At 54.7% G+C, this 23087-nt stretch carries 21 protein-coding genes; 13 read left to right on the top strand and 8 right to left on the bottom strand.

The window, feature by feature from the left end:
• Positions 1–91: 91 nt before the first annotated feature.
• From ACIGCM_RS04190 to ACIGCM_RS04145, 10 genes are all read left to right on the top strand, one after another.
• Complete coding sequence (locus ACIGCM_RS04190; RefSeq protein WP_397500755.1) at positions 92–556, top strand: glycine zipper 2TM domain-containing protein; 465 nt, start codon at positions 92–94, stop codon at positions 554–556.
• Between the two features lie 470 nt (positions 557–1026).
• Positions 1027–3819 carry a monovalent cation/H+ antiporter subunit A gene (locus ACIGCM_RS04185; RefSeq protein ID WP_397500754.1) on the top strand — a complete coding sequence of 931 codons (2793 nt, stop codon included), beginning with the start codon at positions 1027–1029 and terminating at the stop codon, positions 3817–3819.
• Position 3820: 1 nt separating this feature from the next.
• Positions 3821–4150 (top strand): Na+/H+ antiporter subunit C, encoded by a 330-nt coding sequence (locus ACIGCM_RS04180; RefSeq protein WP_397500753.1) that lies wholly within the window; start codon positions 3821–3823, stop codon positions 4148–4150.
• Positions 4147–5652, top strand: a complete 1506-nt coding sequence (locus ACIGCM_RS04175) for a monovalent cation/H+ antiporter subunit D (RefSeq protein ID WP_397500752.1) — start codon at positions 4147–4149, stop codon at positions 5650–5652. Before ACIGCM_RS04180 ends, ACIGCM_RS04175 begins: the two co-directional genes overlap by 4 nt.
• On the top strand, positions 5649–6152 hold the full coding sequence (locus ACIGCM_RS04170; protein WP_397500751.1) for a Na+/H+ antiporter subunit E: 504 nt from the start codon (positions 5649–5651) through the stop codon (positions 6150–6152). Before ACIGCM_RS04175 ends, ACIGCM_RS04170 begins: the two co-directional genes overlap by 4 nt.
• Positions 6137–6406, top strand: coding sequence for a K+/H+ antiporter subunit F (locus ACIGCM_RS04165; protein ID WP_397500750.1), 270 nt, complete (start codon positions 6137–6139; stop codon positions 6404–6406). The genes ACIGCM_RS04170 and ACIGCM_RS04165 overlap by 16 nt, the downstream gene beginning before the upstream one ends.
• Before the next feature lie 9 nt (positions 6407–6415).
• Complete coding sequence (locus ACIGCM_RS04160) at positions 6416–6748, top strand: Na+/H+ antiporter subunit G (protein ID WP_397500749.1); 333 nt, start codon at positions 6416–6418, stop codon at positions 6746–6748.
• Between the two features lie 140 nt (positions 6749–6888).
• Positions 6889–7797 (top strand): DMT family transporter, encoded by a 909-nt coding sequence (locus ACIGCM_RS04155; RefSeq protein ID WP_397500748.1) that lies wholly within the window; start codon positions 6889–6891, stop codon positions 7795–7797.
• A 42-nt stretch (positions 7798–7839) separates the two neighbouring features.
• The gene (locus ACIGCM_RS04150; protein ID WP_397500747.1) at positions 7840–8931 is read left to right on the top strand and encodes a PLP-dependent cysteine synthase family protein; all 1092 of its coding nucleotides are present in this window, start codon (positions 7840–7842) and stop codon (positions 8929–8931) included.
• Positions 8928–9431: a GNAT family N-acetyltransferase gene (locus ACIGCM_RS04145; RefSeq protein WP_397500746.1), complete on the top strand. Its 504-nt coding sequence runs from the start codon at positions 8928–8930 to the stop codon at positions 9429–9431. Before ACIGCM_RS04150 ends, ACIGCM_RS04145 begins: the two co-directional genes overlap by 4 nt.
• Positions 9432–9473: 42 nt before the next feature.
• Here ACIGCM_RS04145 and ACIGCM_RS04140 read toward each other — a convergent pair whose 3' ends face one another.
• Together ACIGCM_RS04140 and ACIGCM_RS04135 are read right to left on the bottom strand one after the other, a co-directional pair.
• A complete protein-coding gene (locus tag ACIGCM_RS04140; RefSeq protein ID WP_397500745.1) occupies positions 9474–11090 on the bottom strand; it encodes an NAD(P)/FAD-dependent oxidoreductase in 1617 nt (538 codons plus the stop codon).
• Between the two features lie 126 nt (positions 11091–11216).
• A complete protein-coding gene (locus ACIGCM_RS04135) occupies positions 11217–11879 on the bottom strand; it encodes a COG3650 family protein (RefSeq protein WP_397500744.1) in 663 nt (220 codons plus the stop codon).
• A 65-nt stretch (positions 11880–11944) separates the two neighbouring features.
• On the opposite strand from ACIGCM_RS04135, the gene ACIGCM_RS04130 reads away from it, so the two are divergent.
• Entirely contained in the window at positions 11945–12355 is a 411-nt protein-coding gene (locus tag ACIGCM_RS04130; protein WP_397500743.1) for a DUF488 domain-containing protein, read from the top strand.
• A gap of 2 nt (positions 12356–12357) precedes the next feature.
• Here the strand turns inward: ACIGCM_RS04130 and ACIGCM_RS04125 are convergent, their stop codons facing one another.
• Positions 12358–12621: a LysE family translocator gene (locus tag ACIGCM_RS04125; RefSeq protein WP_397500742.1), complete on the bottom strand. Its 264-nt coding sequence runs from the start codon at positions 12619–12621 to the stop codon at positions 12358–12360.
• Positions 12622–12851: 230 nt separating this feature from the next.
• On the opposite strand from ACIGCM_RS04125, the gene ACIGCM_RS04120 reads away from it, so the two are divergent.
• Complete coding sequence (locus ACIGCM_RS04120; protein ID WP_397500741.1) at positions 12852–14498, top strand: phosphoethanolamine transferase; 1647 nt, start codon at positions 12852–12854, stop codon at positions 14496–14498.
• 64 nt (positions 14499–14562) lie between these two features.
• Here ACIGCM_RS04120 and plsB read toward each other — a convergent pair whose 3' ends face one another.
• A complete protein-coding gene (gene plsB / locus ACIGCM_RS04115) occupies positions 14563–17046 on the bottom strand; it encodes a glycerol-3-phosphate 1-O-acyltransferase PlsB (RefSeq protein ID WP_397500740.1) in 2484 nt (827 codons plus the stop codon).
• Between the two features lie 501 nt (positions 17047–17547).
• Here plsB and ACIGCM_RS04110 point away from each other — a divergent pair.
• Complete coding sequence (locus ACIGCM_RS04110; RefSeq protein WP_397500739.1) at positions 17548–17757, top strand: cold shock domain-containing protein; 210 nt, start codon at positions 17548–17550, stop codon at positions 17755–17757.
• Positions 17758–17813: 56 nt separating this feature from the next.
• Here the strand turns inward: ACIGCM_RS04110 and ACIGCM_RS04105 are convergent, their stop codons facing one another.
• From ACIGCM_RS04105 to ACIGCM_RS04090, 4 genes are all read right to left on the bottom strand, one after another.
• The gene (locus tag ACIGCM_RS04105; RefSeq protein ID WP_397500738.1) at positions 17814–18188 is read right to left on the bottom strand and encodes a hypothetical protein; all 375 of its coding nucleotides are present in this window, start codon (positions 18186–18188) and stop codon (positions 17814–17816) included.
• 29 nt (positions 18189–18217) lie between these two features.
• The gene (locus tag ACIGCM_RS04100; protein WP_397500737.1) at positions 18218–19057 is read right to left on the bottom strand and encodes a putative RNA methyltransferase; all 840 of its coding nucleotides are present in this window, start codon (positions 19055–19057) and stop codon (positions 18218–18220) included.
• Entirely contained in the window at positions 19054–20196 is a 1143-nt protein-coding gene (gene dapE, locus ACIGCM_RS04095) for a succinyl-diaminopimelate desuccinylase (protein ID WP_397500736.1), read from the bottom strand. Before dapE ends, ACIGCM_RS04100 begins: the two co-directional genes overlap by 4 nt.
• A 105-nt stretch (positions 20197–20301) precedes the next feature.
• Positions 20302–22902: a glycosyltransferase gene (locus tag ACIGCM_RS04090; RefSeq protein WP_397500735.1), complete on the bottom strand. Its 2601-nt coding sequence runs from the start codon at positions 22900–22902 to the stop codon at positions 20302–20304.
• Between the last annotated feature and the right edge of the window lie 185 nt (positions 22903–23087).

Raw genomic sequence — 23087 nt, 5'->3', positions numbered from 1 at the left:
TTGTAGAAGCGGCTAGGTTATTGTTATTAAGGCCGTGACTGCGCTTGGCAAGTCGCGGTCTAATACAGTGATACTCACTGGAGGAATTGTTATGCGTAAACCCAATCTACTCATTGCTTCGTTTGCTGCGCTAGCCCTGATGCTGGGTGGTTGCCAATCCAGCTTGACTGGCGACAGCTACAGCCGCGATGAAGCTCGCCAAGTGCAAACTGTGCGCTTGGGTACTATTGAATCGCTCCGCCCGGTGAAAATTGAAGGCACTAAAACTCCGATCGGCGCAGGCGCTGGTGCTGTCGTGGGTGGTGTCGCAGGTAGCACAATCGGTGGCGGTCGTGGTAGCGCGGTTGCAGCAGTGATTGGTGCCGTCGCAGGCGGATTGCTGGGCGCAGCCTCTGAAGAAGGCCTGACCCGTACCCAAGGTGTAGAAATCACCGTGCGTGAAGATGATGGCAGCATGCGTGCCTATGTGCAGGCGGTTGAAGAGAACCAAATTTTCCGTGTTGGCCAGCGTGTCCGCATCATGACTGTAAACGGCACAAGCCGTGTAGCACCTTAATACGCTTGGACGGTGGTGGCTCAGCTGTCACCGTTGCCCTATGTGCTTTGCTCCGTTCGCCGGGCAAGGCACATGTCTGATATAGCATGCAGTCAATGGCAAGGCTAATCTTGCTCTCGACTGCATCGCGCAGCTTGATCCTTTCCAAATTGCTATTTCAGCCGTTACATCGGTGAGCAACCGGGTGTTCTATTGCTGTTCTGCTAAGTCGTGACCAAACGTATAAAATGCTGGCCTGCAAGTGAACGTCTGCAGGCAATTACACATGCTCTAGAGTTTTAGTAATAATTCTATTCATGACGGCTGCGCGATAGGCATGGATAATCGGTAATTAATCGAGCATCTACAGAGACTTATGATTTGTTCTGAGTTCAGAAGTATGAGTTGGGTGGCGCTAGGCCATTAAGCTGTCAAATGGAAGCTAACAAGTCGCGGCGATTTTACCGCGTGCTTGCAGAAGGGGTTTGTATATGGTGCTTGCGTTAATTATCGCCTTGCCTTTTTTTGGGGTGATCTTACCGCTTATGGCTGAACGACTGGGGCGTTCGGCATGTGCCGTCGCAGCTGGTATTGCGCCACTTGCGTCACTGGTTTTATTGTTGTCGCAGCAGGCCACTGTGTTTGCCGGCGACATGGTCAAAGCACGTGTGCAATGGCTGCCTGAGATCGGCCTCAATCTGAGCCTGCGTTTGGATGGCCTTGGTTTTCTGTTCGCCATATTGATCCTGGGCATCGGTCTTCTGGTCATTCTTTACGCGCGTTACTACCTCTCGAAGCAAGAGCCAATGGGGCGTTTCTTCGCCTTTCTGCTGTTGTTTATGGGCGCCATGCTCGGTGTGGTGCTGTCAGAAAACCTGCTGTTGATGGTGATGTTCTGGGAGCTCACCAGTCTTTCATCATTCCTGCTGATCGGTTTTTGGAATTCCCGTACCGATGCGCGCAAAGGTTCGCGCATGGCCTTGGCTGTCACCGGTGGCGGTGGCTTGGCGCTGCTCGCAGGTGTGCTGCTACTCGGTCATATAGCAGGTAGTTTTGAGCTGTCGCAGGTGCTGGCTGCTGGCTACGCTATACGCGCCCATGGCTTGTATCCGGTGGTTCTGGTCCTGGTGCTGCTGGGGGTTTTCACAAAGTCTGCGCAGTTCCCGTTTCATTTCTGGCTGCCTCACGCTATGGCGGCGCCCACCCCAGTTTCGGCGTACCTGCACTCGGCGACTATGGTAAAAGCCGGGGTTTTCCTGTTGGCACGGCTGTATCCTGCCTTGGCTGGCACTGACTTGTGGTTTTATATCGTCAGTCTGACGGGCCTTGCGACGATGCTGATTGGTGCCTGTATGGCGCTGTTCCAGCATGACCTCAAGGGGTTGCTGGCTTACTCAACCATCAGCCATCTGGGGTTGATCACCTTGCTGTTTGGCCTGAACACCGAGCTCGGTGCTGTGGCCGCGATCTTTCATATTATCAACCATGCCACCTTCAAGGCCTCGTTGTTTATGGCCGCCGGGATTATCGACCACGAAACCGGCAGCCGGGATATGCGGCGCATTAACGGCATGTGGAAATACATGCCTCACACCGCGATGCTGGCGATGGTTGCCGCATTGGCAATGGCCGGTGTGCCGCTGCTGAACGGCTTCCTCAGTAAAGAGATGTTCTTTAGTGAGACCCTCAATCAACACATGCTAGGCAGCTTTGACTGGGCTATTCCGGCATTTGCGACACTGGCCGGTGGCTTCTCGGTGGCCTACTCACTGCGCTTTATCCACGACGTATTCTTTAACGGCGAGCCGATAAACCTGCCCAAGTATCCACCCCATGAGCCCCCGCGCTATATGAAGGTGCCGGTGGAAATTCTGGTGTTCATATGCCTGCTTGTGGGGATAGTGCCAGCCTATACTGTTGCGCCTCTGCTGGCCGCAGCAGCGTCTTCAAGCCTGGGTGGTGAGTTGCCTGAGTACAGTCTGGCTATCTGGCATGGACTGAACTTGCCCTTGTTGATGAGCTTTGCGGCGACGGCTGGCGGTGTGTTGGTCTATACCTTCCGCCAACCGCTGTTTCGCTGGTATGCCGGGCTGCCGGCCATGGATGCCAAGCTGGCATTTGATCAGTGGGTTGTGGCGCTGGTCAGTTTCTGCAAACTGATTACCCGTCGCTTTGAAACCGGCTCCTTGCAGCACTACCTGGCGTTGTTGCTTGGGTCCGCGTTGGTGGTGGTTACCCTCGCGCTTGGGCCTCTACCACAGATGCAAGGTTCGGTTGCATTGACGCCGATTGACGGTATCACCGCTCTGGGTCTCTGCATCATGGCGCTGGCTGGCCTTATTACTGTGGTCTTCCACCGTCAGCGTCTGGTCTCGCTGCTGATGCTCAGTGTGGTTGGCTTGATGGTTGCCTTGGCATTTGCCCGCTACTCCGCGCCCGACCTTGCGCTGACTCAGCTCTCCGTTGAGGTGGTGACCATCGTTCTGCTGATGCTCGCGCTGTTTTTCTTACCCGCGCAAACCCGAATGGAGTCGAGCAGCATGCGCACCTTGCGCGACTTCATTTTGGCGATTGGTTGCGGTGTGATGATCGCCATGTTGGCGTTTGCTGTCTTGACCCGGCCCTATGAAACGATATCCGGCTTCTTCCTCGCCAACAGTGTCAGTGGCGGCGGCGGCCATAACGTGGTCAATGTGATTTTGGTGGACTTCCGTGGTTTTGACACCATGGGGGAAGTCACCGTATTGGCCATTGCGGGTGTGGGTATCTACGCCATGCTTGATGGCCTGCGTTTGATTCAGCCGCATGCTGATGCCGAAGGGCGCAGTTGGGCGCGCGATCGTCATCCGCTGATTCTGGCAACGCTGTCACGGGTCTTGTTGCCGATGGCACTGTTGATCTCAGTGTTTATCTTCCTGCGGGGTCACAACTTGCCGGGTGGTGGCTTCATTGCAGGCTTGATCACCTCTGTGGCGTTAATTCTGCAATACGTCGCCAGTGGCGTGCAGTGGACGCAATCACGCTTGCCGCTTAACTATCACCGCCTGGCAGGTGCAGGGGTCATGATTGCTGGGCTGACCGGGCTTGGCAGTTGGTTGTTCGATCGACCATTTTTGACCTCTGCATTTGGTCATTTCGAAATTCCATTGATTGGTGAAATCGAATTGGCAACGGCAATTTTATTTGACCTGGGTGTGTACCTGACGGTGGTCGGGGCGACGCTGCTGATTCTCGCCAACCTGGGCAAGTTGACCCAGGAAAAGCCCGGACAAGAGGTCCTCTGACATGGAAGCATTATTCGCCGCAGTGCTCGGCATACTCACCGCGAGTGGCGTTTACCTGCTGCTACGCGCCCGCACCTTTCCCGTGGTGATGGGGCTGACCCTGATCTCTTATGCGGTCAACCTCTTTCTGTTTGCCATGGGCCGATTGCAAACGGGTGTGGCGTCGGTGATTACTGAAAATGGTAAGTATGGCGACCCGCTGCCTCAGGCGCTGGTGTTGACCGCAATTGTGATTGGCTTCGCGATGACCGCATTTGTTGTGGTTCTGGCTCTGCGCAGTGTCGGTGAGACTGAAACTGACCACGTTGATGGCCAGGAGACCAAGCCATGAATCATGCGTTAATCCTGCCAATTTTGTTGCCTATGTTTGTCGGCAGTCTGTTGTTGTTTGGGGCGCGGCTGAGTATGCCGGTCAAGCGCCTGATGTCGTTTTCAGTGGTGCTGATCCTACTGCCACTCAGTTTCTGGTTAATGGCTCAAGCCAACCAGGGCGACCTGCAGATCTATGCGCTGGGGAACTGGCAGCCGCCGTTCGGCATTATTCTGATGCTTGACCGCCTTAGCGCGTTGATGTTGGTCGCGACTGCGGTGCTGAGTTTCTTCGCGTTGCTCTACGCAACCCGTGGCGACGATGAGCGGGGGCGTAACTTTCACGCCTTGTTCCAGTTTCAGTTAATGGGCATTTATGGCGCGTTTTTGACGGCTGATTTGTTCAACCTGTTTGTGTTCTTTGAGATTTTGCTGATCGCGTCATATTCACTGCTATTGCACGGTGGCGGAACTGACAGGGTGCGCGCAGGCTTGCATTACGTGGTGCTGAATCTGGTGGGCTCTGCGTTCTTTTTGATCGCTGTCGGTGTGCTTTACGGTATTACAGGCACCCTGAACATGGCTGACATGGCACAGCGAGTTGCGGTTGCCAATGCCGATCAGGCGCCGCTGATTGGCGCTGCTGCATTTCTGCTGTTGGTGGTGTTTGGCCTCAAAGCTGCGTTTTTGCCCCTGTATTTCTGGCTACCCCGGGCCTATGCCTCAGCTACCGCTCCAGTTGCTGCATTGTTTTCGATCATGACCAAGGTCGGCCTGTATTCGATCCTGCGGGTTTACACGCTGATATTTGGTGATGACGCCGGCACTTTGGCGAATATGGTGGATGACTGGCTGTGGCCATTAGCCCTGCTGACAATCGGCCTGGGTGCAATTGGTGCATTGGCTTCACCAACCTTGCACAGCCTGATTGCTTATTTAGTTGTGGTTTCAGTGGGTACCATACTCGCCGGTTTAGCCATTGGTACTCCCGAATCTGTGCAAGCAGCGCTTTATTATCTGTTGCACAGCACCTGGGTCTGCGGCGGTTTATTCCTGCTGGCTGATTTGATTTCGCGTCAGCGAGGCGTCAAAACCACTGAGCTGGTGCAAGGCCCAGAGCTGCAAAACCCGTACATTCTTGGCGCATTGTTTTTTTTCAGTGCGATCTCCATCGCCGGCCTGCCGCCGCTGTCGGGTTTTATCGGTAAATTGTTGTTACTGCGCTCGGTTGAACCTGGCCTGCAGATGGCGTTCTTGTGGCCGGTGGTGCTGATTGGCGGATTGGTCTCCGTCATTGGCCTGAGCCGTGCGGGCAGCACACTGTTTTGGCGTGTTGGTGTCAGCCAGTTGGACAGTGCCGAGCTCGATTATGGCCGCCTTTTCGCCTGCATCGCTTTGTTGATATTAAGCCCTGTTTTAGTTGGCATGGCCGAGCCGTTGCTGGGTTATATCCATGCAACGGTTAACCAACTGCATGACTTGCCGCTGTACTACCAAATTATTCAAGCCGGAGGTGGTGCATGAAGCCCCGTCATTTATTACCGCATCCGCTGTTAAGCCTGTGCTTAATGGTGGCTTGGATGCTTCTGGCGAATGACCTTAGTCTTGGCAATCTGGTATTGGGTTGCATACTTGGCTGGATCATTCCGCTGGTTACGCAAGTGTTCTGGATCAACCCGCCGCGCATCTACAAGCCATTCAAGTTGTGCTGGTTTTTCCTGCGCATTATTGGTGACATCATCATGGCTAACCTACAGGTGGCCAAGTTGATTCTCGGTTCGCCAAACAAGTTGCGCCCGGCCTTTGTTGAGATCCCAATGTTGCTTGAGGATGATCTGGCGCTGACTATGCTCGCCAGTATCATTTCGCTAACGCCCGGCACGGTATCCGCTGATCTCAGTGACGATCGCAAAATGCTCCTGGTTCATACCCTTGATGTCGGTGATGAGGCCGAGTTGGTGGCTGAGATCAAAAAACGTTACGAAGCCCCTTTGTTGGAGGTATTCACATGCTCGACTACGTGATTCCTGTTTGCCTGGTGTTCCTCGGATTGGCGCTGTCACTGACCGTCGCCCGGTTGATCAAAGGCCCTGACATGCCTGATCGGATTCTGGCGCTCGATACGCTGTATATCAACGCCATCGCCTTGCTGGTGTTGTTTGGTATCTGGCTCGGCTCAGATTTATATTTCGAAGCCGCGTTGCTGATTGCAGTGATGGGCTTTATCGGCACGGTCGCAGTGACTAAATACCTGCTACGTGGCGATATCATTGAATAAGGAAACCTGATGAACATCTGGATTGAAGCACTGGTTTCGTTGTTTTTAGTCATCGGTAGCCTGTTCGCGTTTGTGGGTGCGCTGGGTTTGTACCGCTTGCCGGACTTTTTTATGCGCCTGCACGGCCCAACCAAATCGACCACCTTGGGTGTTGGCGGTATGGTGATTGCCTCGTTGATTTATTTCGGCGCGCGCGGGGAGGGCTTTAGCCTTCACGAATTACTGATTACCTGGTTCCTGTTTATCACCGCACCGGTCAGCGCACATATGCTGGCAAAAGCGGCGATGCAGCAAAAGCTGCGGATCAATGAGAACACCAGCGGTAAGCCGTGGGAGCAGTAGACCCAGGCTTTAGCGCGGTCGCTTGACTACGCTGTGCAGTCACGCCTGCACAGGCTACCTGCACACTTTCCTCACTTCACTGTATCTGTTGCGCCAAGCCCAGTGACTCTACACTGTGACCTCTATTTGTGAGGTTATTTATGAGTGCGGCGCAGGGCAGGGGTGTGGCAGTGTTCTGCCTGATAAGTGCGATGGCAATTTGGGGCAGTTCGTTTATTGCCCTCAAGCTGGCCTTTGCTGAGCTCCCCCCGCTGTGGGTCATTTTTGCTCGTATGTTGCTTGGCAGCCTGGTGTTCTTGTTGGCTTGGCGCTGGCGTGGCCGGTTTGATTATCGTCAGGGTGACTGGAAGTACCTGCTCGGGCTGGCGGCTTGTGAACCTTGCCTGTACTTCATCTTTGAGGCTTTAGCCTTACAAAATACCAGTGCCTCACAAGCCGGAATGATTACCGCCTTGCTGCCGTTGATGGTGGCTGTTGCTGCATTTGTGTTTCTGCGCGAGCGCACTACCCGCACGACCTTAGCGGGTTTTAGCCTGGCGGTGATCGGCGCTGTTTGGCTGAGTTTGGCTGGCAGCGCTGACGAACACGCGGCGAATCCATTGCTGGGCAACTTCTACGAATTTCTGGCAATGATCTGTGCCACCGGCTACACCCTATTGCTTAAGCACCTGTCATCGCGTTACTCGGCATTTATGCTTACGGCCATGCAGGCGTTTATTGGTGCGCTGTTTTTCTTGCCGGTTGCCGCCTTGCAGGCCCCGATGCCAGAAAGCATCAGCCTGCAAGGGTTTGGCGTGTTGCTTTACTTGGGCATTGCAGTAACCGTTGGCGGCTATGGTTTATATAACTTTGGGGTGAGCCGGCTACCTGCGAGCCAAGCCTCTGGGTTCATCAACTTGATTCCGGTCTTTACTCTGATCATGGCGATGGTTGTACTTGGCGAAAGCCTCAATTTTATGCAGATCTGCGCTGTGGTGCTGGTCTTTGCGGGCGTGGGTTTGAGCCAGTGGCGCAATACGCCGCCTATACCGGCAGGTGTGCTTGACTAAGCTCAACAGCGGCTTCCTAAAATAATACCCATGGAGAAACAGGTGAGTGACTTAAGAGATTGGAGCCGAGAGGCAATCCGCATCATTGAGGCTGACTATCAACGCAGCGCTGATACACACCTGATTCCAGTCGACTTGCCCGGCCTACCGGGCATTGATCTGTATTTTAAAGACGAATCGAGCCACCCCACGGGCAGCCTAAAACACCGCTTGGCCCGCTCGCTGTTTCTGTATGCGTTATGCAATGGCTGGCTTAAAGCCGGTGCTCCAGTGATTGAAGCCTCAAGCGGCTCCACTGCTGTTTCCGAAGCCTACTTTGCGCGATTGCTGGGTATTGCGTTTATTGCGGTAATGCCCGCAAGTACGTCAAAAGAAAAAATTGCACAGATCACCTTTTACGGCGGTCAGTGCCACCTGGTTGATGATCCTGCACAGATTTCCGCCGAGTCCGAGCGTTTGGCACGTGAAACGGGCGGGCACTTTATGGATCAGTTCACCTATGCCGAGCGTGCGACTGATTGGCGGGCGAATAACAATATTGCTGAATCAATATTCCAGCAGCTGCGCTATGAGCCTTATCCAGAGCCGAGCTGGTTAGTGTCCAGTGCAGGGACTGGAGGCACACTGGCAACTCTGGGCCGGTATGTGCGTTACCGTCAGCATTGCACTAAGGTTTTCTGTGCTGACACCGAACAATCGGTGTTCTACGACTATTACTGCAAGGGCGATGCAAGCCTGACCTGGCATTGTGGATCGCGTATTGAGGGTATTGGCCGGCCCAAGGTTGAACCTTCATTTCTACCTTCGGTGATTGATGCCTCGGCTAAAGTGCCGGACGCCTTATCGCTCGCCGCCATGCACTACCTAGCGGCTAAGCTAGGCCGTCGTGTGGGTGGTTCGAGTGGTACCAATCTCGTGGGTGCCTTGCTAGTGGGGCAGCACATGGCAGCGCAGCAGCAAACCGGATCAATCGTGGCTATTTTGTGTGATGGCGGTGAGCGCTACGCGGCCACTTATTACGATGAGGCCTGGTTGCAGGCTCAGGGTTATGACCTGGCACCATTGATCGAAGTGATTCGCGCTTGTGCCGAAGAGGGTGCTGCGCTGCCATCCATGCAGGTTACCGGGTTATGAGCATTAGGCTACGCCTGGCATATGCCGCGGACATTGATGCAATGGGTTCGCTGATTTTTGAGCATGGTCCCAATCAATGGAATTACTTGCCGCCTGCGCAAGTGAACGCCCACCTACAGGCAGTTGCCAGTGGCGAGGTAGACGCGATGCTGGCCGATACGGGCAGCGAACTGCTGGGTTTTGTCAGCTATTGCTTGTCCAGCGATTTTGCCCGCTATCAGCCCCTTGAGCGAATCAACAATCCGCAGGCGTACATCTGCGAGGCCGTCACCGCACGCCAGGTTGCAGGGCAGGGGTTGGGTTCACGCTTGCTGATGGCTGCCATCGACGCGTTGGCAGAGCAGGGGGTCAAAGACATCTATATCGAGCGTCATGAAGAGAACGCCGCTTCGGCAGGCATGATGCGCAAAGCTGGGTTTAACGAAATCGATTGTTTCGATGATAAGGCCAGGCGTCCAAATGGTTCGGGTCGCACCAGCGTATGTTGCATAAGGTTGTGAAGCACAGGTCAGAGTTGCTCTGACCTGTGCTTTGCCATTGGTTTAATCAGCGCTGAGGCCGAGCATGCTTCGGGCAACAGCTTCGGCAACGCGTATGCCATCAACACCGGCCGATAGAATGCCGCCCGCGTAGCCCGCGCCTTCGCCAGCCGGAAATAAACCTTTGACGTTAAGGCTCTGCATCTCTGGATTACGGGTAATCCGTAGCGGTGATGAGGTGCGGGTTTCAATCCCGGTCAAGACGGCATCATGCATGGAGAATCCGCGAATCTGCTTGTCGAATGCAGGCAAGGCTTCGCGAATCGCCTCAATTGCAAAGTCAGGCAGCGACGGCGCCAGGTCGCCCAACTTAACCCCCGGTTTGTATGAGGGTTCAACTGTGCCCAGTGCTGTGGATGGCTTGCCCGCAATGAAGTCGCCGACCAATTGCCCGGGAGCCTCATAGGTGCTGCCACCCAGTACATAGGCATGGGATTCGAGGCGCTCTTGCAGTTCGATGCCCGCCAGAGGCCCGCCCGGGTAATCCTGCTCCGGGGTAATGCCCACAACTATGCCTGCGTTTGCATTGCGCTCGTTGCGCGAATATTGGCTCATGCCATTGGTGACCACACGGTTTGGCTCTGAGGTCGCGGCGACGACTGTACCGCCTGGGCACATGCAGAAACTGTAGACCGAACGGCCATTCTTGGCGTGATGCACCAGTTTGTAATCCGCCGCGCCTAGTTTCTCATGGCCGGCATACTTGCCCAGTCGCGAACGGTCAATCAACGACTGCGGATGCTCGATGCGAAACCCCACAGAGAAGGGTTTGGCTTCCATGAATACTTCACGGCTGTGGAGCATGCGGAAGGTGTCACGCGAGCTGTGACCAAGGGCCAGAATCACATGCTGGCTGAGCAGTTGCTCGCCATTTTCAAGGACTACGCCTTGCATTTGACCGTCTTCAATCAACACATCAGTGACGCGTTGTTCAAAGCGTACTTCGCCGCCAAGTGCTTTGATTTCTTCGCGCATGGTGGCTACAACACCTGTCAGGCGGAATGTACCAATGTGCGGCTTGCTGACGTACATGATCTCTTCAGGTGCGCCCGCTTTGACAAACTCTTCAAGTACTTTGCGACCGATAAATTTCGGGTCTTTGATCTGGCTGTAGAGTTTGCCGTCAGAAAAGGTGCCCGCACCGCCTTCACCGAACTGTACGTTGGATTCAGGGTTCAGTACGTTTTTACGCCACAGGCCCCACGTGTCCTTGGTGCGCTGGCGAACTTCTTTGCCGCGTTCCAGAACAATGGGGCGCAGGCCGGCTTGGGCCAGAATCAGTGCGGCAAAAATGCCACAAGGGCCAAAGCCCACTACCACCGGGCGTTGCTCCAACGGTTGTTCAGCGCGGCCAACAGCTTGGTATTGGGTGTCTGGTGCAACGCTTATATGGCGATCATCACTGAATTTTGCCAGCACTGCAGATTCATCGCTCAGGGTGCAGTCGATGGTGTAGATGAAGTGGATTTCGCTGGATTTTTTCCGCGCATCGTAGCTTCGCTTGAACAGCTTGAAATCAAGCAGTTCACTATCAGAAATCTGCAGGCGTTGGACAATGGCAGGGCGCAACGCTTCATCAGGATGATCAAGCGCGAGTTTTAATTCAGTGATTCGTAACATCAGGCATTCCAGGATCAGGGCCGGAGGTAACCCGGCAGCTAGTGTAGCTGGCGATTATACGCCCCTAATACCGGCACCGCTCAGTGGATTCCAAGCGGCGCTGATTAATGGTCGGCAGCGGCGTCGTTAGAGCTGAGCCCCTCCAAAGTAACCGCAACCGCGCATGACCTGGCCGTTAACCCGAAGCTCGGCGCTAAGGTGGCTTACGGCGCCGCTCATACTGTCTACGCAGTGCTGCGGGGTGACCCAAAGTTCCACGCGGTTACCATTGGCTTCACTGGAAATGCTCATGCGCCCTTCAGGTAATTGCTCTTCAAGATAAGGCAGTACCAAGTCTTTTTGACCCGGGCGCTCAAGTAGCAGACCCTGTGCGCTGACGCCTATATTCCAATCAGGCTCATGGCCACTGGCGCGGACTTTGGTCAGGCGGTAGACCAGATCCTCACACAGGTTGCCTTCGCGTTGCAGGCGGTAAACGGTGTCAGGTTTGAAGGAGCCATCTTTGTTGTCGGCTGAAGCCAGCAGACCGCGCATATCGACATATAGCGCTGAAGCGCCATCGGCCTGCAGTGTTTTGGCGTCATCGCGCAGGCTGCTGGAGCTATCATTGTTGATGACGAACTGGCGTTTTTCACCGCATGGGGTAAAGATCAATTGTTGGCCGCTGAAGTACAGCTGGCCTTGCATGCGGGTCATTGCGGCTTGTTCATCGACCGGTTTCCCGGTGTAAACCTGACAGCTGGCGAACAAAGGCAACAGGGTGAACAGTAACGTACGGCGTAGGCGCATCAGTAGTCTCCGGGCAAGTCGCAACACGTTACCGACGCTAGCGGTCCACGACAAGGGTCAGGGTAATGATTCAATGTAAACGCGTATATGACAGCGTCGAGCCAAGTGATGGTCAGCGCATTCTGGTCGACCGAATATGGCCCCGTGGTGTAAGCAAAGCGGCGCTGGAGTGTGACCAGTGGTTGCCAGAGTTGGCCCCCAGCACTCAATTGCGTCAACAATTTGCTCATGAATCCGCGCGCTTTAGTGCTTTTCGCCACAGCTACCGGCAAGCGCTCAATCAACACCCGGAACACTGGATGCCGCTGCTGGATATTGCCGAGCGAGCCACGCTGACGCTGCTGTATGCCGCTAAAGACACCCAGCACAACAATGCGCAAGTGCTGGCTGAGTTTTTAGAACAAGAGCTGGATAGACGTGATCTTCCCAGTTCCCCTGTGTGCTATGGCGAGGCGCTTAAAAAACCTGAGAGCTGATTCTATTTGGACAAAGCCAGCTTCAAACCCAAGGCGGCAAATACAGCGCCAATCGTGCGGTTCAACCAAAGCACTAGCCGCTGGCTGGCTTGAATTCGCTGACTGGCGAACGCTGCAGAAACGGCCAGTAAGTGACACCAGAGCATGCCGTTGAAGTTGAAGATACAACCCAGCAGGATAAAGGCGAGGGCTTTGTGATCCGCGTCCGGGCTAATGAACTGGGGCACAAAGGCAAGAAAGAACTCCGCGACCTTGGGCTTTGGCATTGTCGGCAGCATCGGCTGTGCTGGTCGGGGTATTGGTACGGGGTCAATAGCCCCTTTTTTTGCTTGAGAATATTTAACAGGCCAACGAATTTTTCACGTTGGCCTGACATCGGGCTAACAGCCAGCTGATTAACGTACGAGCCATTATTGGTTCATACGCAGGATCAGCAGTGAAAAATACCTCTGAAAGTTCCAGTGATAAATCACGCCCCTCAGCTTGGACTGTAACCATGAGTCGTCCTGTTCTGACGCTAGTGGTTGCTGGTTGGTTAATCCTGTTCGCTAACCTGCCGTTCTGGCACACCATCTGGGCTGGAATCGGTGGGTGGAGCAACGGCAATCCTATATTCATCGCCAGTTTGCCGATCTTCGCGTTGATGTGGACCTTCATTGTGCTCAGCGTGTTGGCCTGGGGCCGGTTGACCAAAGCTGTATTGGCGATTGCGCTAGTGGTTTCAGCCGCAGCGAGTTACTTCATGAGCAGCTATGGCATTCTCATCGATGCCGACATGCTCACCAACGTTTTGCAGACAGACCCTTCCGAGGCCACTGAGTTAGTCACGGTACAGATGGTTGCTTGGATTGTCGGCTTGGGTGTGATCCCTGCCTTGCTGCTTACCCGTGTCCGTGTTGTGAAGCGCAGTATTGGCCGTGAACTGACGATGAAGCTTGCCAGCATTGTCGTTGCTGTAGCCTGCATCGGCGGCATTGCCATGACTGAGTATCAGTCCTATGCCTCGCTGTTTCGTAATCACCGGGAAATCCGTTTAATGCTCACGCCATCTAACGTGGTCTCGGCCGTGCACAGCTATGTACGTAACGAATTTAAAGCACCTAGCAAACTTGAGGTTGTCGGTGCAGATGCTCATCGAATCCTTGAGGTTGGTACCAATCGTAAGCCGCGGTTAACCATCGTGATGGTGGGTGAGACGGCGCGGGCTGCCAATTTTGGCCTTGATGGTTATGAACGTAATACCAGTCCCGAGCTGGCCAAGGAGGGGGTGCTCAACTTTACCCATGTGAGCTCTTGCGGTACAGCGACGGCGGTTTCGGTGCCCTGCATGTTCCAAGATGTTGGTCGTGATGAGTACAAGTCGGCTTATGCAAAGAATCGCGAAGGTTTGTTGGATGTTTTGCAACGTGCAGGTGTCGGTGTGTTGTGGCGTGATAACAACTCTGGCTGTAAAGGTGCCTGTGATCGAGTGCCTACTGAGGATGTATCGCACTTCAAGCTTGCGGACTTCTGCGCCGGTGGGGAGTGCCATGACGATGCATTATTGAGTGGCTTGCAGGACTACATCGACACACTTAAGGATGACACGGTCGTGGTGTTGCATATGAAGGGCAGTCACGGTCCGTTTTATGCCAAGCGTTATCCTGCTGCATACGGGAAATTTACGCCGGTGTGTCAAAGCAGCCAGTTGGATCAATGTTCACGTGAGTCAATCGTCAACGCCTACGACAACTCCTTGCTCTACACCGATCATGTAGTCGCTGAGACCGTTCGTTTGTTGAAGAAAAATCAGAGCAACTTTGATACCGCGCTGATGTACCTGTCTGATCACGGTGAGTCATTGGGTGAGAATGGTGTGTACCTGCATGGTTTGCCTTACGCGATGGCACCTCAGGAGCAGACCCATATTCCAATGGTGGTGTGGCTTTCAGAGGGCATTAAAAGCCACAACGGTATCCAATCTCAGTGCATGGCAGCGCTTAAGGATCAGCCGTTTTCACAAGACAACCTGTTTCACTCGGTGCTTGATTTGATGGCCGTGCAAACCTCGGTGTACCGCCCTGAGTTGGATATGTTCCGCAATTGCAAAGGGGTTAACCAGGCCTCGATTACTTCGCCTGAGAGCGCAGAAGCGATCAACTAAGATCGAACTGTAGTGGCTGTTGTCTGCCCTGCGTTCTGGGTAAGAGCGCAGGGCAGATAGCGCGTTATAGGGGATCGATTGCGTCTTCGGTTTGATCCATTGTGACCTGACGGATCGACAGCCGAAGCTCCGCAGGCAGCACCCGTTTTGCAGCACCTTCTGCCAGCTCATTGAGCAATGGATGATGGCTCAACTTGCCTGCTTCGTCCTGGCGCAGTACACCTTGATCAAGCAGGGTCTGGATAAAGTGGCGGAACAGGCTCTTGTCGAAAAACTCCGGTGCATTAAGCCCGTGAAGAATAGATAAACGCTGGGCCATGACTGTACACAGGTCTTCCAGCTCTTCCGCGCTTATGCTGTTTTGCCCTGTATTAAGCAGCAGGGCAATGGCCATGTAGAAGCGCTGCAGGGTTTGCGCAATCGCACGCGACAACAGCGTGAGCAGCACAAATTGACGTGAGCTTGGTGCAGGCCGTACGTACACATCGTTCTCGGCCTTGAGCAAACCTTGTTCAACAAACGCATTGAGCCATTGATCAATCACCCCATCGAGTTCGTCGAGGCTCCAGCGAATAAACAGCTCAGATTGTAAGTAGGGGTAAAGCGCGCGGGTATAGCGCAGGATTTGTTCGCGACTGATGCGTGCACTGCTTTGGAAGAAACTGGCGAGCAGCGCCGGCAGGGCAAAGATATGCAGCACATTATTGCGGTAGTACGTCATCAACACTGCATTGTGTTCGTTGAGGTACAGAATCTTGCCCAGCGCATCCTTTTGCTCGGCCAGCAGGTCCATGCCTATCACGTATTCAATAAGCGCTTGGCCATCGCCTTCTGGCACCGTGGTATGCGGTGAGTAAGGCACGCTGCGTAGCAGTTCAAGGTACAAATCCAGCACGCGGGTCAGGGCCCGCTCATCCAGCGCCAGTTTGCTGGTAGACAGCAATGCCAGCGCCACCAGATTAACCGGGTTAATAGCGGCCGCCTCGTTGAGGTGCTGTGCCACCCGGTCACCGAGACGGTTGGTGGCTGCGCTCAACCACTCAGGGCGGAACTGCGGTGCGAGATTTTGCGTGCGCCAGTCAGGTTGCTCATTGTCGAGAAACTCCGCCAGTTTGATAGGCTCGCCAAAGTTAACCCAAACCTGGCCGAAGCGTTGCTTGAGGGCGCCTATGACTTTGAAAATATCGAATATCGACTCTTTCTTTTTGCTTGCACCACGCAACTCACCCAGATAGGTACGGCCTTCGAGTACGCGCTCATAGCCGATGTACACCGGTATAAAAACCACTGGCAGGCGGTTGTCCCGTAAGAAACTACGCAGGGTGATGGCCAGCATCCCGGTTTTCGGCTGGAGCATGCGCCCCGTGCGTGAGCGGCCGCCTTCAACAAAGTACTCAACCGGAAAACCCTTGCTGAAAAGGGTGTGCAGGTACTCATTGAATACGGCAGTGTAGAGCGGGTTGCCCTTGAAGGTGCGGCGCATAAAGAAGGCACCGCCACGCCGTAGCAGACCACCGATTACGGGCATATTCAGGTTGATGCCGGCGGCAATGTGCGGCGGCGTCAGGCCATTGCGAAACAGCAGGTAAGACAGCAGCAGGTAGTCGATGTGGCTGCGGTGACAAGGCACATAGATAACCTCGTGACCCTGGGCAACGTCTTGCACGCCTTCAATGTGGTTGACCTTGATGCCATCGTAGATCTTGTTCCAGAACCAGCTCAGAACCAGTTCGAGAAAACGGATCACTGTGTAGGTGTAATCCGATGCGATTTCATTGCCGTAGCGCAGCGCCTGAGCTTCAGCTTTTTCAACTGAAATACCTTCGCGCTCTGCTTCCTCGGTGATCGCCTGGCGCACTTGTGGGCCGTGAACTAAGCCTTTCACCAAGTGGCGACGGTGCGATACGTCTGGACCAATGACTGCTGTTTTCTGGTTGCGAAAATGCACCCGCAAAATACGCTGGACCATACGCAGTGTGCGTTCATGGCCTTTGTTTTGTGCAACTAACTCGCGCAGGTCAATGGGTGGGGAAAACTGTACGCGGGTTTTACGTCCCAAGATCAGAATGCTGACCAGGCGGCGCAAACGTCCTGTAACGGCCCAGCTGTCTGCAAAGAGCAGCTTCCAGGGGCTGGTTTCGCGGTCGGGCGATTGGCCCCAAAACACGCTAACAGGGATTATTTGAGCGTTATCAACCGTGCTTTCGCTGAGGGCGCTGACCACTCGGTCGAGGGTTGGCGAGATTCCACGCTTATTCTGACGGCTCAACCAGCCCGATGGCGGGTTGAGGTAGAAGTAAGCGGCAGGCTCCATTAAATCACCCACGGCAACAGGCAAAACCGGGCGTGGCAAACCGGCTTTTCGGCACTCGGTGTCGAGTACGGCAAGGTCGCTGATTGAAGGTTTTTGCAGGACAAACAACACCGGCTTGCTGCGGTCGAGTTTGAGGGTGAACGCGGATTGATTGATGGTTTCCGAGCGTACCCAGAGGTACAGCAGGCGGCGCACTGTGCCGAATATAAGGCGGCGAAATGGGGAGCGGGTCATACGAAGTCTGCAGGCTGTAAAAACGAGCAATTGCTCGGGGCTGCTAGTGTGACGGATCGGCCGTCGCTGGGCAAAACTCTTAAGGGTAAAACGCTTAAAAATCCGAGTTTAAGCGCTGCTTATGGTGGTTTAGGTGGCCGCTCGGCAATGCCAGTGCGCCTTAGGCTCCAGGCTCTTGATGCCAAGTTGCGGTTTTGTGCGTTAAGTCACACTGTTGGGGAGGTAGGTTTTCAGCCTGTTTTTGGCTGCCAGGGCCCGTTACATAAGGCTGCATAGCTTGTCGTGTATGGCCTTTTATACCTTGGAAAAAGTGCTTTTCAGTCACAATCCTTGTTTTATACTCGAAAGGCGACAACAGGGTGCAATTGCATTGATTTGCAGCAAACACCCATGGATGACAAGTGATCTTGCGAGGATTTTTTCCGCCAGGGTCGCAGGTTAATCAGCGCGCCGCGCAATGCCCTTCGGGACAATAAAAACTGCAGTTGGAGAGTGTGGGTAATGGCTGATCGTGAAGTAGGAACCGTTAAGTGGTTCAATGATGCCAAAGGTTATGGCTTTATTCAGCGCGAAGACGGTGCCGATGTGTTTGTTCACTACCGGGCTATTCGGGGTGAGGGACACCGCTCTTTGGCAGAAGGCCAGAAGGTCGAGTACGCGGTAACCGAAGGTCAGAAGGGTTTGCAGGCCGAGGATGTTACGGGGCTGTAGTCGCTGAGCTTTTAAAAGAAGCCCGGGCGCTGTGCCTGGGCTTCTTAGCTGGCTGATTAATTACCGGTGCGCCACGTTATCTCTTCAACGCCATCTTCGCTGATACGCATCCAGCGGTCTGCTTGTTCATCGCTTTCTTCTTCTTCCCAGCCGCCCGGCGCGCAACGCACTTCGACCTTCAGTGCGGCAAATGCAGCTTGTGCACAGCTCAGGTCATCTTGCCATGGTGTCGCATCGCTCTCGAGGAACAGGCTGTTCCACTTGCCGACAGCTTTGGGCAGCCAGGTGACCGGCACATCAGCAGCGCGGCATTTGTAAGTTTGACCTTTTTGCTGCCACGGGGTGCAGGGACCGAGCGCTGTGCTCAACCACTCGGCGATCGCATTGTGGTCTGCATCTTTCAGGTAAATCTCGATATCCGGTTGGCGCATGGCAATTTAATCCTTGTCAGGTACGGCCGTTAAGTTCGCACTATCCAATCGTAGCGAATGGATACAGTCACTTCTAATGGTTCTGCAATGACCGCTGCGCGTCGCTCAGCACTGGCGCGCCAGCCGTGTGGGGTCATGGCTAGCAAGTCAGCGCGGGCTTGTTCGGTTTCTACCTTGAGGGTAAAGCTTAAGGTTTCACTGTGCCCCAATTGCATCCCTTCAGGTATGAGCTCCAGATGTTTTTCATCGTCGTAATCGCGTACTTCATCATAAAGCTTTTGGCGAAGTTCCATCAGATGGCCGCGGGTCGGCCCCATGCGCAACAAGCCACCTTGGGTAGCCAGCACCCGTTTAGCTTCCTGCCAGTCCAATGGACTAAATACGCTGGCGAGCAGCTGGCAACTGGCATCAGCTAAAGGTAACCGGGCCATGCTGGCGACCACCCATTCAATTTCGGGTGCTCGTTTGCAGGCGCGTTTAACCGCTTCGCGTGAAATGTCCAGGGCGTAACCTTGAGCACCAGGCAATCGCTGGGCAATTTGCGCCGTGTAGTAACCCTCGCCACAGCCGATGTCCAGCCATTGATTCGGTGCATAACTGGCTGCAAGTTGTGCCAGACGTTCAGCCAGCGGCGCGTAATGGCCGCCATCAAGAAACCTGCGTCGTGCTTCAACCATGGCCAGGTTGTCGCCCGGGTCACGGCTGTTTTTGTGCTGCACGGCGAGCAGGTTCAAGTAGCCTTGGCGCGCACGATCAAAACGGTGGTTGGCCGGGCAGACCATGGTTTTGTCCGCCTGGCTAAGCGCGCCCTGACAGATTGGGCAAATAAGCCCCAGGTGCTTGTCTTCAGTTGCTGCAAGATCGGTCATGTCAGCAGGTTGACCATGGTTTGGTAGTAGATTTCGCTAAGTACATCGAGGTCACTGGCCAGCACACGCTCGTTTACTTGGTGAATGGTTGCGTTGACCGGACCAAGTTCCACCACCTGTGCGCCCATGGTGGCGATAAAACGCCCATCAGAGGTGCCGCCACTGGTGCTCGGTTTGGTTTCACGACCGGTTACGCTACGAATGCTGTCGGCGACAGCATCGAGCAATACGCCCGGTTCGGTAAGAAACGGCAAACCAGACAAGGCCCACTCCAGGTGATAGTCGAGGCCGTGTTTGTCGAGAATCTCAATAACGCGCTGCTGAAGTTGCTCAACCGTGGATTCGGTCGAGAAGCGGAAGTTGAAGATGCTGGTCAACTCGCCCGGCACCACGTTGGTTGCACCCGTACCTGAGTTGAGGTTAGAGATCTGGAAGCTGGTTGGCGGGAAGAAGTCGTTACCATCATCCCAATGGGTGTCTGCCAGTTCAGCCAATGCCGGGGCGGCCAGGTGGATCGGGTTCTTGGCCAGGTGCGGGTAGGCTACATGCCCCTGCACGCCGCGCACGGTCAGTGTGCAGCCAAGTGAGCCGCGACGACCATTTTTAACCACGTCACCCACCAGGCTGGTGCTCGATGGCTCGCCAACAATGCACCAGTCCATGCGCTCGCCACGTTGTGCCAAACGCTCAACCACTGCCTTAGTGCCGTGATGGGCCGGGCCTTCTTCGTCACTGGTGATCAGAAAGGCAATAGCTCCTTTGTGCTGTGGGTGGTCAGCAACAAAGCGCTCAACCGCGATAATCATTGAGGCGAGGCTGCCTTTCATATCTGCAGCGCCACGGCCGCAGAGCATACCCTGCTCGTCGATCAAGGCATCGAATGGCTTGTGTTGCCATGCTTGCAACGGGCCCGTTGGGACCACATCGGTATGGCCGGCAAAGCACAGCACGGGGCCTGTTGCGTGACCGCGAAATGCCCAGAAATTGTCCACTTCCTCGATACGCATAGGTTCTATTTTGAACCCACAGTCGCTCAGACGGCGTGTCATGAGTTCCTGGCAGCCTTCGTCAACTGGGGTGACGGATGGACGGCTAATCAGATCGCAGGCGAGTGCGAGGGTCGGGGAGAGGGCAGTCATTGCGGCTCCTGAGCGGCATCAAGCAGAAAGGTCGCCATCTTAAAGCAAAACGACGGCCATTGGCCGCCGTCAGGCTGTAAATCTGAGTGAAACAGCCTTATGAGCTTAGCTCAGGACCTCTGCGTCTATTTCAACTTCTGGTTCTGCCGGCTTTGGCAGCGATGACAGCATCGCCATAATGACTGCAGCCAAGTACGGCAGTGATTGCACCACGAGGGTGGCTACCCAGAATTTCACATCTGCACTTGGCAAGCCTTGGGCGATTGTGATGCCGACTACCGCGCCCCACAACAACAGCATGATAAAGACTTCTTCTCGGGCCTCTGCCAGCGCCACTAAAAAGCCATGGCTGCTGCGCATTTTCGGCGTACGGAAGAACGGAATGCTGGTGGTGAACAGCCCGTACAGTACCGCTTTAGCGATGGTGTGCGACAGCGCCAGACCTGCCACTGCAGCGCAGAATGCATCCTTGAGGTTAACCCCAACGGCACGTTGATAGAGGAACACAATCTTACCCAGCTTGAACACAAACAGTGCCAGGGGCGGGATGGCGAAGATCAGCAGCGGCGGGTCTACGCGTGTCGGCACGATGATCATTGCCGCCGACCACAACAGTGCGCCTATGGTGAAGAAGATATTCAGGCCGTCGGCAACCCAAGGCAACCAACCGGCAATAAAGTGATAGCGCTGGCCGCGTTTGAGGCTCGAGTCCTTGCCCAGGAACAAACTGCGCGCATGGCCTTTCATGATCTGAATGGCGCCGTAAGCCCAACGGAAGCGCTGCTTTTTGTAGTCGATAAAGGTGTCCGGCATCAGCCCTTGGCCGAAGCTGTTGTGGGCATAAGCCGCTGTATAGCCTTTCTTGAACACGCGAAGGCCCAGTTCGGCATCCTCGCAGATGGTCCAGTCGGCCCACTTCAATTCATCCATTACGCTGCGGCGAATCATGGTCATGGTGCCATGTTGAATGATTGCGTTGCGGTCGTTACGGGTCACCATGCCGATATGGAAAAAGCCTTTGTACTCGGCGTAGCAAAGCTTTTTGAAGGTGCTGCCATTGCCGTCGCGATAATCCTGGGGCGACTGCACCACGGCGATCTGCGGGTCGGCAAAATGCGGCACCATGTGTTTGAGCCAATTCGGATCAACACAGTAGTCGGAGTCAATCACCGCGATCACTTCAACATCTGGCGCAGTGAAAGGCAGAATGTAGTTGAGCGCGCCACCTTTGAAGCCTTCAATCGGTGCCTTGTGGAAGAAGCGGAAGCGCGGCCCCAACTGCTCACAATAGGCTTGCACCGGTTCCCATACCGCAGGGTCTTTGGTGTTGTTGTCGATGATAATGACTTCGAAATCCGGGTAATCCAGATTGGCCAGCGCATCCAGTGTTTGTTTAACCATCTCTGGCGGTTCGTTGTAGCAGGGCACATGGATCGAGACTTTAGGGCGATATTCGGCGTCGCCGATCATCGGCTCAAAAGGTCTGCGCCGGGCGCGAACCCAAACGGCTTCGGCCAGTTCATGGGCCTCCGTGAGCAAGACAATAAACACCCCTATCGCACCAATGCCGAGCAGTATCCCGACGGTGAGACTGAACCAGGTGCTGTACTGCTGGCTGTAGTCGTAGCCGATCCACACCAGCGCCGAACCGCCAGCAAAGGCAACAAAGGTCAGGAAGGTCCGGCCGCGTTGGCGCAGTGAGCTGCCGTCAATCAACAGCAACGCCAGCGAGAGCAGGGCCATGACCACGGAGCCGATGGCCAGTAAGCGCCACTGTGGAATCGCCACGACGGGGCCTGTGAAGTTGAATTTTGGTTGGCGGGCGAGGTTGTAAACGCCCCAATAGGCACCAACGGAGCCTTCATCGCTGATCTTCCAAGTTTGGTCGAATGCTTCAATGACGAAGTAGTTGTAGCCTTTGGCGTTGAGCGTATTGACCAAGGTGCGCAGATAAATGGCCTGGTCTGCCTGAGATGCATCGGCACCGCCGCGCATACGGCCATTACTTGGCCAGCCAACTTCCGAAAGCAGCAATGGCTTTTTCGGGAATAGCTTTTTCAGGTCGCGGGCGCGGTCGAGGACGAACTGGGTCGAGTCCTCCATTGGAATAAATTCCCAATAGGGCAGAACGTGTGCGGCGATCAGGTCGACGTGCTCGGCCAGTTCTGGGTTTTCTTCCCAAACGTGCCATTGCTCTGAGGTTGATACCGGAACCTTGACTCCGGCGCGAACGCGGTCCAGGTATTCAATCAGCTTCTTGGGTTTGATTTCGCGGCGAAACAATGCCTCGTTGCCCACCAGCACCCGGACCACACTGCGCGAGGTATTGGCCAGCTTGATGGCCTCAGTGATTTCACGCTCATTGCGCTCTTGGTCATTACTGATCCAGACGCCGAGGGTCACACGCAGGCCAAACTCTTCGGCCAGGCGAGGGATGTTCGCCAGCGCGCCGTCCACCGAGTAAGTGCGGATGTTGTCCGTCTGCTTGGAGAGCATGTCCAAGTCTTGGGTGATTTCTTCATCGCTAGGGTAAATATTGTTCTGCGGGCTTTGACCCTGACGGAACGGCGAAAACGAGTATCCAGCCACTTGATCTGGCCAGTCTGGCGCACTCACGGGCAAGTTATACAGTGCCCAAAAGCCTGAAAATAAGGCGGCAATTGCCAGGACAATGACTAGGTTGAATCCAAAAATTCGCGATGACATATCTGTTTCGGGTTCCGCTGCGTGGAGCGAGGAGGAGCCGGTGAGCACCGGATGGCGCGCATGCTACTCCGCCGTCGATAAGCTGTATAGCGTCTGGCACTTCCTTTTGCCAAGCGTTCAAAAGTCATTCGCCTTAGAGCAGCAAATAGCTATAAAAGTTCGTACTGTTATGCACTCATGTCCAC

The organism is Pseudomonas sp. NPDC078700 (assembly GCF_044542375.1).
Classification (GTDB): Bacteria; Pseudomonadota; Gammaproteobacteria; order Pseudomonadales; family Pseudomonadaceae; genus Aquipseudomonas.
This window is presented reverse-complemented; position numbering and strand designations above follow the sequence as displayed.